General features: G+C 65.0%; 15 protein-coding genes. 3 read left to right on the top strand and 12 right to left on the bottom strand.

The window, feature by feature from the left end; genetic code table 11:
- Nucleotides 1–26: 26 nt before the first annotated feature.
- The 4 genes from GA0071312_RS07815 to mutY all read right to left on the bottom strand — a co-directional run bounded on the left by GA0071312_RS07815 (nt 27) and on the right by mutY (nt 4,989).
- The gene (locus GA0071312_RS07815) at nt 27–1,037 is read right to left on the bottom strand and encodes an OmpA family protein (protein WP_165603987.1); all 1,011 of its coding nucleotides are present in this window, start codon (nt 1,035–1,037) and stop codon (nt 27–29) included.
- A gap of 99 nt (nt 1,038–1,136) precedes the next feature.
- Complete coding sequence (locus GA0071312_RS07810) at nt 1,137–1,967, bottom strand: glycoside hydrolase family 25 protein (protein WP_238947152.1); 831 nt, start codon at nt 1,965–1,967, stop codon at nt 1,137–1,139.
- Nucleotides 1,968–2,097: 130 nt separating this feature from the next.
- Nucleotides 2,098–3,795, bottom strand: coding sequence for an alkaline phosphatase family protein (locus GA0071312_RS07805; protein ID WP_074444506.1), 1,698 nt, complete (start codon nt 3,793–3,795; stop codon nt 2,098–2,100).
- A 63-nt stretch (nt 3,796–3,858) separates the two neighbouring features.
- A complete protein-coding gene (gene mutY / locus GA0071312_RS07800; protein WP_083204423.1) occupies nt 3,859–4,989 on the bottom strand; it encodes an A/G-specific adenine glycosylase in 1,131 nt (376 codons plus the stop codon).
- Between the two features lie 459 nt (nt 4,990–5,448).
- Here mutY and GA0071312_RS19145 point away from each other — a divergent pair, with 459 nt between their 5' ends.
- Nucleotides 5,449–5,967 (top strand): helix-turn-helix domain-containing protein, encoded by a 519-nt coding sequence (locus tag GA0071312_RS19145; protein ID WP_083204422.1) that lies wholly within the window; start codon nt 5,449–5,451, stop codon nt 5,965–5,967.
- A 19-nt stretch (nt 5,968–5,986) separates the two neighbouring features.
- Here GA0071312_RS19145 and cysK read toward each other — a convergent pair whose 3' ends face one another.
- The 8 genes from cysK to yajC form a co-directional block, all read right to left on the bottom strand.
- Nucleotides 5,987–6,955 carry a cysteine synthase A gene (gene cysK, locus GA0071312_RS07785; RefSeq protein ID WP_074444504.1) on the bottom strand — a complete coding sequence of 323 codons (969 nt, stop codon included), beginning with the start codon at nt 6,953–6,955 and terminating at the stop codon, nt 5,987–5,989.
- Nucleotides 6,956–6,984: 29 nt separating this feature from the next.
- Nucleotides 6,985–7,437 (bottom strand): RrF2 family transcriptional regulator, encoded by a 453-nt coding sequence (locus tag GA0071312_RS07780; protein ID WP_074444503.1) that lies wholly within the window; start codon nt 7,435–7,437, stop codon nt 6,985–6,987.
- A gap of 44 nt (nt 7,438–7,481) precedes the next feature.
- Nucleotides 7,482–7,934 carry a dUTP diphosphatase gene (gene dut, locus GA0071312_RS07775; protein ID WP_074444502.1) on the bottom strand — a complete coding sequence of 151 codons (453 nt, stop codon included), beginning with the start codon at nt 7,932–7,934 and terminating at the stop codon, nt 7,482–7,484.
- Nucleotides 7,931–9,205: a bifunctional phosphopantothenoylcysteine decarboxylase/phosphopantothenate--cysteine ligase CoaBC gene (coaBC, locus tag GA0071312_RS07770; RefSeq protein ID WP_074444501.1), complete on the bottom strand. Its 1,275-nt coding sequence runs from the start codon at nt 9,203–9,205 to the stop codon at nt 7,931–7,933. The genes dut and coaBC overlap by 4 nt, the downstream gene beginning before the upstream one ends.
- A gap of 70 nt (nt 9,206–9,275) precedes the next feature.
- The gene (locus GA0071312_RS07765; protein WP_074444500.1) at nt 9,276–9,659 is read right to left on the bottom strand and encodes an Mth938-like domain-containing protein; all 384 of its coding nucleotides are present in this window, start codon (nt 9,657–9,659) and stop codon (nt 9,276–9,278) included.
- Between the two features lie 4 nt (nt 9,660–9,663).
- The gene (secF, locus tag GA0071312_RS07760) at nt 9,664–10,614 is read right to left on the bottom strand and encodes a protein translocase subunit SecF (RefSeq protein WP_074444499.1); all 951 of its coding nucleotides are present in this window, start codon (nt 10,612–10,614) and stop codon (nt 9,664–9,666) included.
- A 12-nt stretch (nt 10,615–10,626) separates the two neighbouring features.
- Nucleotides 10,627–12,237 carry a protein translocase subunit SecD gene (gene secD / locus GA0071312_RS07755; RefSeq protein ID WP_074444498.1) on the bottom strand — a complete coding sequence of 537 codons (1,611 nt, stop codon included), beginning with the start codon at nt 12,235–12,237 and terminating at the stop codon, nt 10,627–10,629.
- Between the two features lie 102 nt (nt 12,238–12,339).
- Entirely contained in the window at nt 12,340–12,678 is a 339-nt protein-coding gene (gene yajC, locus GA0071312_RS07750; protein ID WP_074444497.1) for a preprotein translocase subunit YajC, read from the bottom strand.
- Nucleotides 12,679–12,884: 206 nt separating this feature from the next.
- Here yajC and GA0071312_RS07745 point away from each other — a divergent pair, with 206 nt between their 5' ends.
- Entirely contained in the window at nt 12,885–13,769 is an 885-nt protein-coding gene (locus tag GA0071312_RS07745) for an ATP-binding protein (protein WP_083204421.1), read from the top strand.
- A gap of 116 nt (nt 13,770–13,885) precedes the next feature.
- The gene (locus GA0071312_RS07740) at nt 13,886–15,676 is read left to right on the top strand and encodes a hypothetical protein (protein ID WP_131817744.1); all 1,791 of its coding nucleotides are present in this window, start codon (nt 13,886–13,888) and stop codon (nt 15,674–15,676) included.
- Nucleotides 15,677–15,709 lie beyond the last annotated feature (33 nt).

Below are 15,709 nucleotides of genomic sequence, written 5' to 3'. Positions count from 1 at the left end.
CGTATCCGCGTGAACCGCCGTCCGGATCAGTCGATCATCTCGACGAGTTCCACGCGCCGATTGAGGGTGCGGCCCTGCTCCGTGCGGTTCGTCGTGATCGGCGACATCGGCCCTGCACCGGCGGGGCGCAGGCGCTCGCGGGCGATCCCGTGTTCGCGGCGCAGCCAGTTCACCACGGCAGTGGCACGATCGAGCGACAGGCGCAGATTGTAATCGAAGCTGCCGACACCATCCGTATGGCCGACCACGAGCAGTTTCAGCTCCGGGCGGTCGCGCATCAGACCGCCGACCACAGCGAGTGCCTCGGCGGATTCGGGCAGGATCTCGTCACTGTCGAAGGCGAAGAGGATGGCATCGACCACGACACGGCCATCGGCGAGGAGCCCCTCCTCCAGTTCATCGGCCTGCTGCACGACGGGAGCCGGCGCCGGTTCGGCTTCGGAGTCCGACGTATCGGGAGAGGCGAACAGGTCGATCGTATCCATCGGCGCGATATCGACGGCATTGACCATGATGCGCCGGTCATTCTGGCGATCATAGAAAGTCAGCGCGATGACGGTGTCCGCGCTCGCATCCCGGGCCAGGATATAGGCGACGGTATCGGCCCGGGTCGAAGGCGTCGCAGCGAGGAAGGTGGTGTGAATGAAGGTAAAGCCGCTGCGACTGCCGAGCTCGTCACCGAAGCCGTTGAAGACGATGTCGAAGCCCTCATTCTCGAAATAGTCGAGATAGCTGCGATACAGCCGCAAAGTCGCGACATCCGTCCCCTCGATCGTATATTCCTTGCGCGTATGCGCGCCCTCGACTTCGAGAAATTCCGTCTGCTCCCGCCCCTCGCGCGGCGCGGATGGGAAGGTGAGTTCGGCGAAATCGGTGAATTCATCGCGGGTTATATAGCCGCCGGGCGGCAGCGGAACCAGCGGATGGGCGCTCGCGCCTTCGATCGGGCCGCGGGCCTGGACTGACCCGGTCAGCGCGACGAGCGTCGCGGCTGCGCCGAAGAACAAGGCAAAAATCAAAAAGAGGGTTTTGCGCATGGATGGGTTCTCCCGGATTATGACGCCATACTGATAGCGGGCGCTCCGGGAGCGCGCCCCCTCCGAACGAAGGGGGCGGAGGTCCATTCATACCGCGCGTCACTTCACGCGGCAGACCCCGCGCTGATACAACCGGTCGAGATCGCGCGGGTCGCATTGCGTGGAGAGGAACTGCGACCATTCCCCCTCACTGCCGTAGAAGACGTTGCGATCAACCTCGCCGCGAATACCCGGCACGGTTCCGGTCTGCGTCCACTGCCAGAAGGTAAAGCGGCGGTTGCGATAGCGTTCATGCGGTTCGGCGGCGACGGAGCGAAGCCAGAAGGGGTTGTCGAAATGCGCGCCCTCGAGAACGTCGCGATGGAAATTGATATCGGTATAGATGATCGGCATCTGCCCGTAATGGGCCTCCATCATGGACAGCATGGTGCGGATCTTGCGCAAGGCTTCGTCCCGGGGGACATGGCGGGAGCATTTGCGCGAATGGTTGTTCCATTCGACGTCGAGCACCGGCGGCAGCGCATCGCGCGCGCGCGGCACGTTCTCGATGAACCAGGCCGCCTGCTCGGCCGCATCGCGACACCAGAAGACGAAGTGATACGCCCCGCGCGGAATGCCGGCTCGGCGTGCGCCTTCCCAGTTTTCGTGGAACTTGCGATCGAGATGCAAACCCCCTTCGGTCGCCTTGATGAAGGCGAAGCGCGTTCCGGCGCGGCGCGCCTGATGCCAGTCGATATCCCCCTGCCAGTGCGACACGTCGATGCCGTGGATCGGCATGCGATGCACCCGCGCGACGCCGTTATGGGGATCATTGTCGCCCTTCAGCGGATAGCGATCGGGGAAGACCGAACACGCCGCAAGGCTCGCAATCAGAGCGATGACGGCGAAAAGCGGCAGGAAACGGGGGGGCGGGATCAGGCGTTCGGGCATCGGCGGCATCCGTTGAACTGGCACGGTTCATCAAACGCACTATCCCTGACGAATCCTTAACGCGACGTACGCACACGGCGAAATTGCGCGTTTGATCAAAGCTTTGCGCGATATGGTTAACCCCGGGCGCTCAACTCGAAGGCTCCGGCTCGCGGCTGAACGCCTCCAGCAGGAAGGGCCGGAAATCCTCCATGCGGGGAAGCGCCGCATCACCGCCCGCCGCCTCCGCCTCGGGCAGGATTCCGGAAACGAAGCCGAGATCGGCAAAGGGCGCGAGCACGCTCTCGTCTCCGGAGAAGACATGCACCGGCACGGCGCGCGACGCATCCGGCCCGGTGATCAGCGGCGCGGGCTGGTGATCGCCGAGCACGACGACGAGCGCGTCGCGATCGATGCGGTCACGCAGGAATCGCGCCACGGCATCGATGGAATGCCCCACCGACAAGGCATATTGCGTGCGAATCGAATCCTGATCGCGCCACACCTCCCGTGCCTCGGGCGCGTCGCGCGTCCAGCGCTCATACACCGCGCCGTCACCCAGTTCATCCCAGCTGACGACTTCCGGCACCGGCAGCCACGGCGCATGGCTCGAGATCAGTGCAACGCTGGCAAAAACCGGCGGGCGATCGGCGATTTCGAGCTCGGTGCGGGCGAAGAAATCGAGGGCGAATTGGTCGGGCACGATCCCCCAGTAGAAATTCGGGCCGTGATAACCCATTTCCGCCGCTTCCCAGGTCGCCTGATAACCCAGCCGCTCGCCTTCCGGCCAGGGCAGCGTGATGGCCGGTTTGATCTGCACCGTGCGCCGTCCGGTCATTTCGAAATCATGGATCAGCGTGCGCGGACGCTCGGCGAGAAACAGGGCATAAAGCGTCTGATCGTCGATGAAGCGCCCCGCAGTGAAGGAGGCATGATTGAGCCAGGACTGACCACCGGCACTGACCCCGACCATGCGCCCGCTCTTCATTGCGAAGCCGGCATCCTCGGCTGCTTCCTGCATGGATTCGAGCCGTGGCAGGATGACATCGGCATATTGCGGCTCGTCCAGGGCGGTGACGCCGTAGCTCTCGATATAGACGATGATGACATCGCGATCACCGAGCCGCGCGAGCAGGCGCTCGGGCGCGATCTCATCCGCCGCATCCGTTGCGAGATCCGCGCGAAACAGCGCGCGCCGCACGATCGTATCGGCCAGCCGCTCACTCTGCTGACGGAAAACGAGACTCGCCGAGGCACCGAAGGGACGCCAGCCGGGTACTTCCGCGAAGACCGTGCGCTGGGCGGCGAAGACCGCGATCCCCGCCACGCAGATCATCGCAAAGCCACGCCGCGCCTGAGACGTGGCAAGGCAGCCGGATGCGCGGCGCAGAGCCAGGACGCACAGCACGTAGAAGGCGACGAGCAGAACGACGATCCCCGCCACGGCGCCGACGGCGAAGGGCCATCCGATCAGCGTCTGCGCCACGTCCCACAGGGCGGGCAGCAACGAGACGTCGAGGAACATGTTCAAAGAGCGATTGACCACCGATTGCGCGGTGAGATCGGCAAGGCGCAGGGCGAGCAGGAATGTCCCGATTGCGGCAAAGACGTGGATCAGCCAGCCCGGCACGCTTTCGCGCCGCGCCTGCACCAGCGCGATCACCGCGAAGGCGAAGCCGACTTCGAGCGCAAAGCCCCAGTGAAATCGCCCGAACAGCGCATCGGCAAATGGCGGCAGGCCGATGAACAGGCTCAGGCCGAGCCAGATCAGCATCAGCCGGAACAGGGCACCGGGGCGCGAAGAGGAGGCAAAAAGCGATGACGGCATGAATTCGATCTGGCTCGGCATTGTGTCGGTATCATGAGCCAGCAAACAGATAGGGCTGATTGTCGCATGGCCAAGGGGAAGCCGTTACTTCTCCACGGCGTCTTTTTTTCCGGACCGTTTCCGTGACGCCGGTTCTCTCTTTCCGCCCCCCTTGTCTGCCGGCGCGCCGAATTGCGGCAGGGCATGCGCGAGGACCTTGCGCATGACGCTGGGCAGCGCCTCGTCGGCGAGTTCGTCGGCACCGGTGAAACGCATGCCCTCGGGCGCCCCGGCCTGCCTGTCGAGCCGGGCGTGGAATACGGTCAGTTCCAGCGGAAAATGAGTGAAGACATGGCGTACGATCCCCGGCATCCGCCGCCAGCGTGCCTCACAGGGCGCGTCGAGGATGGCCTGGCTCAGCGGATAATCCGCGCGCCAGTCGCTGCCCGGCACCTCCGCCATCCCGCCGAGCAGTCCACTCGACGGGCGCGTGCGCAGCAGGATGGCGCCATCGGCGCGCTCGGCCACGAAAGCTGCGCCGTAGCGGATCTGGCGTGGGGCCTTCTTTGCCTTGCGCGGAAAACTCTCCTGCAAGCCCTCCCGGCGCGCGACACAGGCCACCATCCAGGGACAGAGCGCGCAGGCAGGGCGCCTGGGCGTGCAGATCGTGGCGCCGAGATCCATCATCGCCTGGGCGAAATCACCGGATCGCGCCTGCGGCACCATCGCCTGCGTCACTTCGCGGATATGCGGCTTCGCCGCCGGTAACGGCTCCTCCAGCGCGATCAGCCGGCTGACCACCCGCTCGACATTGCCGTCGACGGCGGCGGCGGGAATGCCGAAGGCGATCGCCGCGATCGCCGCCGCCGTATAGGCCCCGATTCCCGGAAGCGCGCGCAGGGCCGTCTCGTCGGCGGGAAAGCGCCCGCCATGATCGCGCGCGACGACCTGCGCGCAGGCATGCAGGTTGCGCGCCCGCGAATAATAACCGAGCCCGGCCCAGGCCTGCATCACCGCATCCTGCGGCGCCACCGCGAGGCTCTCCACATCCGGAAACCGGGTGAGAAAGCGCTCGAAATACGGTTTGACCGCCTGCACGGTGGTCTGTTGCAGCATGATTTCCGACAGCCAGACGCGATAGGGATCGGCTCGCTCCCCCGGCATGGCGCGCCAGGGCAGCCGGCGGCGATGGCGGTCATACCAGACGAGCAGATCCGCCGGGTCGGCGGCCGGCATCGTTTTGTGTTCGGGATCGGATGAAGCTGTCGGGATCACATCATGATTCGCGGTTGGATCGCAGGGTTTATCCTTACCACCCCGCGATCCGGCCTGCCACAGGGCAGAGGGGCGGAGGGGCGGATGAGCCACAACCGCTCTGGTTGCCGGGTAATTAAAACACGATTTCCGAAAAACCAGAAATATCCACTCACCTGAAATTTATACGCTGTTGGAGTATGCATTTGAAGGTAGACCAAATCGATTATGTCCTGCTTGATGATGGGTCGGAGCGTGAGGTTGCGACCATCAGGATCACCGTTCCGGGCGCGACGATCATGATCATGGGTGAGGTCGAAGACGTGGATGGCGGGCTCTTGGTGGAGTGTGCGCATATCTCGATCTCCCCGCCGGATGCGGGCGTCCTGACGCGGGGCAGCATGCGCATGATGGCGAAAAGGCTTCTGGGGGATACGGGTTATGTCGAAATCGTCATTCGCGGAGCGTCTCGCACGACAGGGGCGCGTCCGGGCCATACCCCGCGTGAATTCAGGTTCCCGGGAAGAGATCGTCCTGAAACCCGATCACGTCGCGCCCGACGTGATCGCCGCGACCCTGGCCATGGTCGCGCGCGGCACCACGAAGCTCAAGGCCAAGCGTGCGATCGAGCGGGCCTTGTGCGACGGTGCTGCGATCATCACGCTTTCGCAGGTGGACGATGCAACGGCGCTTTCCGATGAACTCCGGTCCGCCGGGATCAGCGTCGCCTTCCGCAGCGCCGCCGACCGGGATCTGAAGGCACACTTCTCTGCACGGCTGAAGGCTCTGCGCGCACGCCTCGGCATGTCGCAGGAAGAATTCGCGCGGACCTATAATCTCGAAACGAAGACCATTCAGGGCTGGGAGATCGGCAAGGTCCCCGACCGCGGCAACCGGCACCTGATCCGCATGATCGAAAAGGAGCCGGTCACGATCCAACAGCTCGTCAACGAGGGGTAATCGGCCCCGCAGAAAAACCTCACAGCCCCTCGAACAGGGCACTCGAAATATAGCGCTCGGCGAAGGAGCAGGCGAAGGTGACGATGCGCTTGCCGCGATTCTCCGGACGCGCCCCCACTTCCAGGGCCGCCGCGAGATTGGCGCCCGTGGATATCCCGCCGGGAATGCCTTCATTGCGTGCGAGCGCCCGGGAAAAATCGAAGGCGGTCTGGTTGCCCACGGTGATGACTTCGTCGATCAGGTCGCGGTCGAGAATCTCGGGCACGAAGCCGGCGCCGATCCCCTGAATCTTGTGTGGACCGGGCTGGCCGCCCGAGAGCACCGGCGAATCCTCGGGCTCGACCGCGATCACCTGGAGATCGGGATTGCGCGCCTTCAGCACGCTTGCGACGCCGGTAATGGTGCCGCCGGTACCGATCGCCGAGACGATGATATCGACATTGCCGCCCGTATCAGCCCAGATTTCCTCTGCCGTGGTTTCGCGATGGATCTGCGGATTGGCCGGATTGGCGAATTGCTGCGGGATTACCGCGCCAGGGATCGTATCGCACAGTTCGCGGGCCCGGTTCAAGGCGCCGCGCATGCCCAGCGGGCCAGGCGTGAGCTCAAGTTCAGCACCCAGAAAGCTGAGCATCTTGCGCCGCTCCATCGACATCGTCTCGGGCATGACGAGGATCAGGCGATAGCCGCGCGCCGCCGCCACGAAGGCGAGCGCGATGCCGGTATTGCCCGATGTCGGCTCGATCAGCACCCCGCCGGGGCGCACCAGCCCCTGCGCCTCGAGGGAATCGATCATGGCAACGCCGATACGGTCCTTGACGCTCGCGATCGGGTTGAAGAATTCGAGCTTCAGAAGGATCTCGGCATCGACTCCGTGTGCAGCCGGCATGCGCGCGAGCCGCACCAGAGGCGTATCCGCGATGGTCTGCGTGATCGAATCGTAGATGCGGCCCCGACCGAAACCGCGTGCCCTTGTCTCGTCGCTCATGACGCCTCCGGAATCTCGGGGAGAATGGTTCAGATCGCGAAATCGAGTGCCGGGGGAGGGCCACCGAATACGGCTTTCTGCTCGGCCTGCTGGCAGAGATCCTCGATCGTATAGGCATCGAGCGCGCCGAGGAAGCTCTCGCCTGCCTCCTTCACCGCAGGACCGACCACATCATCAACGAGCTTGGATTCGGGAAGCGGTGGCAATCCGTCCTCGCCGGTCGCGGTCATCGCTGCACGCACCACGTCGCCGGCGGTGATCTTGCGGCGTTCGCGGGCGAGTTCGTAGCCGCCGCGCGGACCGCGCACGCCCTTGAGAATGCCCTGTCGCACCAACGCCTGCAGCACGGTTTCGAGATGACGCGGGGGAAGATTGTGGCGCTGCGCCAGAAGCTTGGCCGCAACCGGCGTCGGCCGGGCATGCAGGGCCACATCCACCACCGCCGCGATCGCGAGCAGGGAACGCCGGGACAGAAGAATCATATCGATCGAACCTCACAATACGGGGCGCGCCCGCGAGACGCATATCACAGACCGGTGGATCCGAAGCCCCCTGCCCCGCGTGGCGTCGAATCGATCTCCGAGACCATGCAAAGCTGCGCCTGCGTCACCGGTGCGAGCACCATCTGAGCGATGCGCATGCCCCGGATGACCATGAAGGGGGCGTCTCCGTGATTGATCAGAACCACGCCGATCTCCCCCCGATAATCGCAATCGATCGTTCCGGGTGTGTTGAGAACGGTAACGCCGTGCCGGAGCGCGAGCCCCGAACGCGGCCTCACCTGAGCTTCGTAACCCTCCGGTATTTGCAACTTCAAACCCGTGGGCACAAGGGCTCTCTCGGATTTTTCCATTTTTATCGGGGAATTTTCGGCAATAGCGGCGCGCAGGTCGAATCCGGCGGCGCCCGCAGTCTCGTAGGCGGGCAGCGGCAGCCCCTCGGCATGGGGCAGCGCCTCGACGAGAAGCCGGATGCTCATGCCTGCGACCCCGCATCGAGATCAGCTTCGCTCAGGCCCTCAAGCCGCGTGACACATTCCGCGATGAGCCTTTCCGCTACCATGTCCTTGTCCATTTCTGGCCAGGAGATCACCGCGTCACCGGCATCGATCAGATGCACTGCGTTGCGTGCCCCGCCCATCACACCGCCCGCGACGCCGCTGCCGGCGGAGACGTCATTGGCGATCATCAGGTCGCAGCCCTTGCGCGCGCGCTTTGCCCGCGCGAGCGCGATCACGTCGTGCGTTTCCGCGGCAAAACCGACGACCAGCGCCGGACGGCCCGCACGCATCGCCGCGACGGTGGCGAGGATATCGGGATTTTCCACCAGCGCCAGCGCCGGCGGCCCGCCGCCAACCTTCTTGATCTTGCGCGCTGCATCACGATCGGTGCGCCAATCGGCGACGGCAGCGGCGAAGATTGCGATATCGGCGGGCAGCGCAGCATCCACTGCCGCCTGCATCTGCCGTGCGGTTTCCACCGGGACCAGATCGACGCCCGGCGGGGCCGGGATCCCAACCGGGCCGGAAACCAGCGTCACCCGGGCCCCGGCGCGCGCCGCCGCCGCCGCGATGGCGTGGCCCTGACGCCCGGAGGAGCGGTTGGCGATATAGCGCACCGGGTCTATCGGCTCGTGGGTCGGCCCGGAGGTGACCAGCACATGGCGACCCGCGAGCGCGCCATCGCGCGGCGTCTGCGCCACATCGAACAGCGCCTGTGTCGCCGCCACGATCGCCATCGGCTCCGCCATGCGCCCGGCCCCGGTTTCCGGCTCGGCCATGGGGCCGGAATCGGGGCCGACGGTACGCACGCCGTCGCGTTTGAGGGTGGCGAGATTGCGCTGCGTGGCGGGATGCGCCCACATGGCCGGGTTCATGGCCGGCGCGATCAGGACGGGCAGGCGCGTGGCGAGGAGAACCGTTGTGGCGAGGTCATCGGCATGGCCCTGCGCCATGCGGGCCATCAGATTGGCCGTAGCCGGTGCCACCACCACGCAATCGGCGTCGCGTGCGAGGCGGATATGGCCGATCGCCGCTTCATCGGCGCGGTCGAACAGATCGGTCCAGGTTTTCTCGCCGGAAAGAGCCGCAGCGGCGAGCGGCGTGACGAATTCCTGCGCGCCGGCGGTCATCACGCAGCGCACCTGCCCGCCCGCATCGCGCAGGCGCCGGATCAGATCGAGGGACTTGTATGCCGCGATCCCGCCGCCGATGATCAATAGAACCCGCCTGCCCTGCAATTCGCCCGTCATTGCCACGATCTCTCGGCTCCAACCCACCCGGACCATCTCATAACACGACGATGCGCCGCGACGGAAATCATCACCCCACGGCGATCAGCGCCGCCGCGACGCGCCGGTTCTCGGCCAGCAGGATGTTGAAGGTGCGCGCCGCAGCCCCCGTCTGCATGACGTCGAGGCGCATGCCGGGATCGCGCAGGCGCCATAGCAGCGGCTCGGGAAGGGGCACGATGTTGCGCCCGGTGCCGATCAGCAGGATCTCGATGTCCTCCGCCTCCGCGAGAACCGGCCTGAAGGCCTCCTCGTCGAGGGCGGATGCGCCCGCGACATCCCATTTCGAGATGCCCGACGGCAGCGCCAGAATGGAGCCCTTGTGCGACATCTCGGCAAAGCGAAAGCCGCCATTGCCATAGGCATCGATCGGATGGCGCCCGGGCACGAAGCCGTCATAGAGCGGCCCCGCCATCAGATCACTCCGCCGGCTGCGCGGCATCGGGCCCGCTTTGCGCTGCCGAGCCGACCGCGCTCGAGGCGCGCACGCCGAGATAGATCAGGATTGGCGCGGCGACGAAGATCGAGGAATAGGTGCCGACCACCAGACCGAAGATCATCGCATAGGCGAAACCCTTGATGATCTCGCCGCCGAGAACGGCCAGCGCCATCAGCGCGAGTAAGGTTGTCACACTTGTCAGGATTGTGCGCGACAAGGTGGCATTCACCGCGATATCCAGCACTTCGTAGACGGAGACCTTCTTGTATTTGCGCATGGTCTCGCGGATGCGGTCATACACGACCACGGTATCGTTGAGCGAATAACCCAGGATGGTCAGCAGGGCGGCGATCGAGGTCATGTTGAACTCGATCTGCGTGATCGCGAAGAAGCCGATCGCCAGCACCAGGTCGTGCAGGGTCGCGATCACCGCGCCGATGGCGAAATGCCATTCGAACCGGAACCAGAGATAGACCAGCACGCCGAAAATCGCCATCACCACGCCGAGCGTGCCCGATTGCACCAGCTCCGCCGAGACGCGCGGCCCCACCACCTCGACACGCCGAATGTCGTAATCACTCTCGAAGACGTCGCGCAGCGTCGAAACCACCTGCTGCTGCGCCTCCTCGCCACCTTCCTGCAATTGCACGCGCAGGGCGACGTCACGCGGAGTGCCGAATGCCTGCACCTCGACATTGCCGAAGCCCAGCTGATTCGCATCGACGCGGATCTGCGCGATATCGGCGTTACCCTCGCGGGCCTGCATTTCCATCACGGTACCGCCACGGAAATCGATGCCGGTATTCATGCCGAAATGCAGGAATGTCGCGACCGCAAGCACCGAAAGCAGCGCCGAGAGCGGAAAGGTCCAGCGCCGGTACCACATGAAGCGGTAGCGGGTCTCGACGGGGACGAGGCGGACGAGCCACATGATACGCGCTCCTCAATTCATCGCCAGCTGCTTGGGACGCATGACCCTGAACCAGGTTGCGATCATCAAGCGCGTGAGCGTGAATGCGGTGAAAACGGTGGTGACGATGCCCAGAGACAGGGTCACGGCGAAGCCGCGCACCGGGCCGGTGCCGAGGAAGAACAGAATTCCGGCGGCGATCAGCGTGGTGATATTGGCATCGAGAATGGTGCCAAGCGCCCGCGCGAAGCCCGTATCGAGCGCCTGGATCGCCGATCTCCCGATCCGCTCCTCCTCACGCACACGCTCATAGATCAACACGTTCGAATCCACAGCCATGCCCAGCGTGAGCACGATACCGGCGATGCCCGGCAGGGTCAGCGTCGCACCGAGTGCCGAGAGCAGGCCAAACAGCATGATCATGTTCACCGCGAGCGCCACCGTGGCCATGACGCCGAAGAAGCCGTAGGCCGCGATCATGAAGACGACGACGAGCAGCGCGCCGACGATCGCGGCCATGGTGCCGGCATAGATCGAATCCGCCCCGAGGCCCGGGCCGACCGTGCGCTCTTCCACGATGGTCAGCGTCGCGGGCAGCGCGCCGGAACGCAGCAGCACCGCGAGGTCATTGACCTCCTGAACGGTGAAATCGCCGGAGATCTGACCGGATCCGCCAGTGATCGGCGACTGCACGCGCGGTGCCGAGATCACGGCCTCGTCGAGGACGATGGCAAGCTGGCGCCCGACATTGCGCGTCGTCGCCTCGCCGAAGCGCTGGGCGCCCGAGACGTTGAAGCGGAAGGTGACGATCGGCTGGTTGGTCTGCTGGTCGAAGGAGGGCTGGGCATCAATCAGATCCTCGCCACCGACGATGACCCTGCGTTCGACATCGACAGGCTCGTCGCCGGCCTCTCGCAACGGCATTTGTACCGTGTCGGTATCGCCGGGATTGGCGAGGAAGCGGAATTCGAGCTGGGCGGTCTCGCCGAGCAGCGCCTTGAGCCGCTCGGGATCCTGCAGGCCGGGCACCTGCACGAGGATGCGGTCGGCACCCTGGCGCTGGATATTCGGCTCGGTGGTGCCGAGCGCGTCGATGCGCCGGCGCAGCACCTCGATCGATTGGGCGAGAGCGCGGTTGATGCGCTCGTCCAGGGCCGCTTCGGTCAGGGTGAGGCGAATCAGTCCGTCATCCTGTTCCTCGATGGTCAGTGTCGAAGACCCGGGCTGTCCGAAGGCGGCATCGGCGAGCGGTTCGGAGAGATCACGCAGACGCGGCAGCATCCGTTCACGGGCAGCCTCGTCGGGTATCCGCAGCTCCACCGTGCGGTTGCTGATCCGGATACCGCCCTCGAGCGGGGTGCGGGTCTCACGCAGGAGATTGCGCACCTGGTCGCGGACCTGCGTCGCTTCATTGCGCACGAGTTCGGCAGTATCCACCTGCAGCAGCACATGCGAGCCGCCCTGCAGATCGAGCCCCAGCACCACGGCCTGATCCGGGACGAGGAATCCCGGGATCCATCCGGGCGCCGCCTGGCTCACGGCCTCGCGCTGCTCGCCCGAAAGCAGGTTGGGAACGGCGAGATACATGCCGAAGAACAGCGCCAGCAGGATGGCGACAGTCTTGGTGGCAGAGATGCGCAACATGCTCGTGCGACTCCCGGGAATCGAATGTCGGTGTCGACGACGCGGCGGCTTCCCGAAGACGCGCCGCGTCCTTGTGGCGAAGGAGATGCCGGCGATCCGGCGTCAGCTCTTCGCTGCGTCCTTCGCCGGCTCGCCCTTGGCGCGCACATCGGCGACCATGCCGCGAATCACGCGCACCCGCACGCCCTCGGCGATCTCGACCTCGATCTCGTTGTCGTCGACGACCTTCGAAATCTTGCCGGTAATGCCGCCATTGGTGATGACCGTATCACCGCGCCGCAGGTTCTTCACGAGTTCCTGATGCGCCTTCACCCGCTTCTGCTGCGGGCGGATGATGAGGAACCACATGATGACGAAAATGAGGATGAACGGCAGAAGCTGCAGAAAGATGTCTGCGCCGCCGCCCCCGGCGGCCTGTGCATAAGCGGGCGTGATGATCACTGGTGACTCCTGATGCCTGTGCGCCGGATGCGGCGACCCTGCGGGCCGTGCCTCCGCCGTTTCGTTCGAAAGCGGCGCAACTTATAGCGATGCAGGCGCCGAAAGCAAACCGTGATCGGCGTGTTGCACGATAGACCACGGCCTGCCTTCGCGATATGGAGGCCCCGTCCTCCGTTTGCAACGATCCGATTCCGCGAAGGCCCGCCATGTTCCGATCCCAATCCGATGCGACCACCGCGCTGCTGGCACGTATCGCCGATGCCCTGGAGCGCCTCGCTCCGCCCCAAGCTGCGGCCGTGGATACTGCGAGTGCCGATGCCTTCGTCTGGCACGCTGCGCCGCCGCGCCTCGCGCCTGTCGCGCAGGTCAACCGCGTCGAGATGGGGCTCCTGCGCGGGATCGACCGGGTGCGTGACCAGCTTCACGAGAATACACGGCGCTTCGCCAAGGGGCTCCCCGCCAACAACGCGCTGCTGTGGGGCGCGCGCGGCATGGGCAAGTCCTCGCTGGTCAAGGCCGTGCATGCCCAGGTGAACAGCAACCGCGAGATCGGCATGGAGCCGCTCAAGCTGATCGAGATCCACCGCGAGGATATCGAGAGCCTGCCGGCACTGATGGCGATCCTGCGTGCGGACCGGCATCGCTTCGTGATCTTCTGCGACGATCTGTCATTCGATTCCGACGACACCTCCTACAAGTCACTCAAGGCCGTGCTCGAAGGCGGCATCGAAGGACGGCCCGACAACGTGCTCTTCTACGCCACTTCGAACCGCCGCCATCTGATGCCGCGCGACATGGTCGATAATGAACGCGCCACGGCCATCAACCCGGGCGAGGCCGTGGAGGAGAAGGTCTCGCTCTCCGACCGGTTCGGCCTCTGGCTCGGCTTCCACAAATGCTCGCAGGACGAATATCTCGACATGGTCTTCGGCTATGCGGCGCATCTGGACATCGCCTGCGACGAGGACACCCTGCGCCGCGACGCCCTCGAATGGGCCACAACCCGCGGCGCCCGCTCGGGGCGTACCGCCTGGCAGTTCATCCAGGACCTCGCCGGACGCGTCGGCAAGCGTATCGACGGGGGCAGTTGAGGCGGCTGATCCCGATGCCCGAGGCCACGGGTTCGGATTTCCCCGTCGCGCCCCCTGTTTTTCACGGTGGCGATCTGTATGATCGCCACCAAAGTGAACGGATAACGGAGGCAGATATGACGGTTTCGGCTCGATATACCGATGATCGCGGAGGATCGGCGAAAGCCGCACGCGCATTCGGTCTCGGCTTGCTCGGCACCGTGGCGCTATGGAGTGTTCCGGCTGCCGCGAACGACGTCGTCGTGGCGGATCTGGCATATTCCGGGGCGATGGGAACCTATGCGATCCCGCGCATGGAATTGACCGATTCGAGCCTCACGGCGTCCGAGATCGAGGCCGCTTTCGCGCAGGGTGATCCGCGCGTGCTGTTCGAGACGCTGGCAACGCTCTCGGCGACCGAGGTCGTCATCCCGCGCATGAGCCTCAGCCAGGATGTCGCGGATGTCACCCAGGAGGCCGTTTACGAGGACATCCGCATCGAGGACATGCGCGAGGGCCGCATTGCCGGCTTCACCGCTGCCGGCGGTGAATTTTCCGCGCAGGACGGGGATCAGAACGTCAGCGGTCGCTTCGGTGCGGTCGAAGCGCGGATGATCGATCTGCCGGCGATCCTGCGCTACTACACCGAAGCGGCAGGCGACGGGGACAATCCGTTCCGCACGGCCTACGAATCGTTTTCGATCAGCGACCTCGTGATGCATGACGGCGAGGATGTGCATTTCACGATCGACGGGATCTCCGGTCGTGCCGTGGCCATGCGTCTGCTGCAGGAGCCACTCACCGAGACCATCGCGGCCATCACTGAAATGGAGGATACCGAAGATCCGACGCCGGAAGAAGCCACGCGCATGCTCAACTTCATGGCGGATCTGATGGATTCCTTCCGCTTCGAAGAAATGGGCGTGACCGGCATCAGCATCGTCGACGAGAGTGACGAGGATCCGGTCGACATGTCCATCGCGCGCATCGGATTCCTCGGCAGCCCCGATGGCGGTTTCGCCAGTTTCACCCTCGAAGACATGCGTGTCGCGGCAGAAGGCGCGGAGATCACCATCGCATCGATCGGCTCCGAAGGATTTTCCTTCGCGCCGATGACGGAGGGGCTGCGCCGGCTTGCGGAAGACCCTGATGCCGATCTCTCCCCGGACGAAATTCAGCGCATGATGCCGGTGATCGGCACGGTGACGCTCGACAATCTCACAGCCTCGATCCCGCCGCAGCCCGACGCCCCGGCGATGGATGGAGCGATCGGCCGCCTGAGCGTCACGGCGGACACGCCTTATCAGGGCGTGCCCACCAATCTGCGCGTCGCCATCGACAATCTCGCCTTCGACCTGCCGGAGGGGACCGGAGAGGAATTCGTCGAGACGGCACGCGCCTTCGGCTATGAGCGGCTCGACCTTTCCGGCAGTTTCGCCGCGCGCTGGAACGAGGCGGGGCAGGAAATCGTGCTCAGCGACCTCTCCTTCAGTGGTGAGGATATCGGCGCGGCCTCGCTTCGCGGCGTCATCGGCGGTGTCGGGCCGCAGGCTTTCAGCGGCGACGAGGCCGCCCGCCTGATGGCGTTGATGGGCGCCTCGGTGAAGAACCTGCATCTGATGGTGGAGGATCGCGGCATCGCCGAAATCCTTCTCACCCTGCAGGCTGCAGAGATGGGCGTAAGCCCTGATGAGGCACGCCAGCAGATGGGAATGATGTCTCAGATGATGCTGCCGGCGATGCTTGGTGGCGGGCCGCAGGCGCAGGGCCTGGCGGAAGCCGTCGGGCAATTCCTCGAGAATCCCGGCGAGCTCGAGATCGCTGTCGAATCGATTGATCCGGCAGGCATTCCGATCATGGAGCTCGGGACCATGAGCACCCCCGCCGCGCTGATGGAGCGTATCGAGATCGACGCACAGGCACGTTGATCCGCGCACCATCCGGGCTCGACCGGATCGCTG

The sequence above is a fragment of the Saliniramus fredricksonii genome, from assembly GCF_900094735.1.
GTDB classification, from domain to species: Bacteria; Pseudomonadota; Alphaproteobacteria; order Rhizobiales; family Beijerinckiaceae; genus Saliniramus; species Saliniramus fredricksonii.
This window is presented reverse-complemented; position numbering and strand designations above follow the sequence as displayed.